The sequence below is a fragment of the Methyloglobulus sp. genome, assembly GCF_046714055.1.
Classification (GTDB): domain Bacteria; phylum Pseudomonadota; class Gammaproteobacteria; order Methylococcales; family Methylomonadaceae; genus Methyloglobulus.
Map to the genome: position 1 here is coordinate 1 of NZ_JBKKBJ010000118.1, position 2,642 is coordinate 2,642.

The window sequence follows — 2,642 nt, forward strand, 5'->3', positions numbered from 1 at the left end:
TACGCAAACCCACTTGTTTACGTTCAAGCCTATGAATTATTGTCATTAAATCCCTAACAGAACGGGCTAAGCGATCCAGTTTGGTCACCACCAGGACATCGCCTTCCCGGACAAACTCCAAAGCGGCATCGAGTTGTGCCCGGTTGCCAACCGACGAGACCTGTTCCTGAAATACCTTCCCGCAACCGACACTTCGAAGCTCGGTAATCTGAGATTCAAAACCGGCCATTTGGTCGGCTGTCGATGTGCGTGCGTAACCAATGATCATTTTTCTATCATAAGGTTCTAGTAGTTGTGATAGAAACACTATCTAAATCAAAATACAATTCTAAAGAAAGGCTTTATCGCCTTTTTTAAACTATCACTAGGGCTTGCCCTGCTTGGTAGGGTTGTGCGGCTTCTTATTTTCAATCTATTCACTGGGCTGCCATCCTTTCGATGGGCAAGCGCTTGTCCATATCCAATTCAAACCACCCGTAGGGATTTATGTGGGCATAAACCAGCGGTGTCAAAGCCCTGAAATCAGCCGCGGTCATCCGGCCATGCCATACGCTTTCTTTCAACGCTTGTTGTATCATGGGCGCGTTCACATAAACCAGGCAAAGCTGTGGCAGGTGGAGCGACAAAACCGACAACTCTTGGCCTTCTACCCGGTTACTCGCTATTTCACTACCGTCGCCATAAAAGATAAAACCATTGGCGCTGTTCCAATTCTCGACCACGTTCAGCCCTGCGTGTACCTCCTGGCGCATGGTTTCTGAAATAATGTACTGGCACAGAAAGATGGTTTTGATGACTTTGCCCAGTTCCGCCAGTGCCTTGTAGGTAGGGTGTTGGACGTTATTGCGCGTGAACCGGGACAAGATTGCCTCAGCCTGGGCCGTGCCTAGTGTTAACGCCGTCGTGTATTCCACCATTTCGTCGCACTGTTGGCGAATCAGCTCCCAATTGATGGAGCGGGTCAGTATGGGGTCAAGATTGGGGTAACGGATGCCACTGCCTTTCTCCGGCAGGTGGAGCTTTTGCGAGGCGATCCCTTTTAACCGGGGCATTAAGCTAAACCCCAACAACTAACAAAACGCGAAGCCGACTTCACTTTGGCCATGGCTGTCGGTGTAACTTTTCTGTATGTCAATATCGGCTTTATGGCGCAGCACGCCTTCTATCATTGCCGCCACTTCGGAGGATGGGCAACGCTTTAGCTGGGAGTAGACACAGACGGATTGCCCCTCGACATGCCAGTAAATCATCACCCCGCTGCCGCCGTAGCGGACATGCCATTCGGTCATGAGGTTCTGGTCCCAGGCACCGAACTTTGACGATCATGCGCCGATAATGGTTGCCGCAAGAACGCCGAACCACTTGGTGGACTTCCTCCTGATAGGCCTTACCGCTCGACTTGTATTCCTTCACCAAGCTTTTCAGGGTTTCTAAGCCAACCTTAGGGCACAAAACGTCTTTAATGACCCCTTCAGGCTGTTCAACCGCAACTTCGGCCAATTTGAATAGCAGCCCGGCCTTGCCATGGACTTGTTTTAAATCCTCAAGCAGTTTCTTACCAACCTTATTTTCGGCACGTTTGCCAATGTTATGGACGACCTGAATCAGCAGGTCGATCAAGTTGTCCGTAATTTCCATTTGGCGTTGCCAACAAAAAACGGCCGCCAAGGCATAGCAAATCACGTCGGGGTGGCGGCGCAACTCCCACGCCGATTCAGCCGAAGCCCGGCGGTAATATTTTTGCAACCATTTCGCGGGCAGTGATGCCAGCGGTCCGTCAGGGATGGCCAGGCCACGTAGGTAGCTTATTTTTCAATGGCCTGCAAAATTCGGTCAAGCCCCGCTTTTCCGGTGTCGTCCTTTAACCAAATGACACCCGAAAAAGTGTTGCTTAACGCCGCGCTTCCATCAGCATCTCCTTCAGCAACACTCAGCAAGCCACCAAGCAATGCTTTTGTGTTCGGATTTAAGCCTTTTGTGATCCGGTTGAATAATTCCGCTTCAAAGGTATATGTCGCTGAGCGGATCAACCGTTCAAGCCGCACGGAGCTTGGCGGCTCTATGCGGCGGTTCTTGAACCAGTGGATGGCGAAGTCCAGCAACGAATTAAAGGTCGGGTCGGACGGTAGCATCTCGGCCAGAATTACCTTGGCAAACTCAGGCCTGCCTTTTCCATTGGCACGACGAATTCCCAAGAATGAACGAATTTCAGCCCGGTCACGGGTACCCGTACGTCCAGTGAATTCGTATTGATTTAAATTGTCGCCGGAAACACCTGTTTGATAAGCCAAATAGCCCAAAACCGCTTCTGGGATTTGACGGCAATGTTCGGGGAAATAGCCTTCATTTTGGAAATATTTGAGCAACACGACAAAACCCAAACGGCCCTGGGGGGTTTTTTTATACAGCAGGCCAGATTCTTCAGCCGCCAAATGCCAATGGGCATGCAATTCATCTGCTTGCCATTGCCATTTCACGATAGAATCCCTTCACACACTGCTTTAATAGGCCAAGGATACTATCATTAGACTCATCTAATTGATAGAGCTTTTAGCAAAAATTCCTTACGGTTTTTTTGCTGCCAGGAAATTCATTCCAACGAAGATGGCGGTTTTTGCAGCTATGTGGTAACTACCCCTACA

2 protein-coding genes and 1 pseudogene are annotated in these 2,642 nt (G+C 49.7%); all 3 read right to left on the bottom strand.

What is annotated here, in order from left to right; translation table 11 throughout:
• Positions 1-268 (bottom strand): recombinase family protein (locus ACLQ6D_RS07275; RefSeq protein WP_411726623.1); only part of this gene is annotated, 268 nt, incomplete at its 3' end.
• Positions 269-416: 148 nt separating this feature from the next.
• Positions 417-1,322: pseudogene (locus tag ACLQ6D_RS07280) on the bottom strand (Tn3 family transposase); the annotation flags it as partial.
• Positions 1,323-1,805: 483 nt separating this feature from the next.
• A complete protein-coding gene (locus ACLQ6D_RS07285) occupies positions 1,806-2,477 on the bottom strand; it encodes a DUF4158 domain-containing protein (RefSeq protein ID WP_411726625.1) in 672 nt (223 codons plus the stop codon).
• Positions 2,478-2,642: the final 165 nt, after the last annotated feature.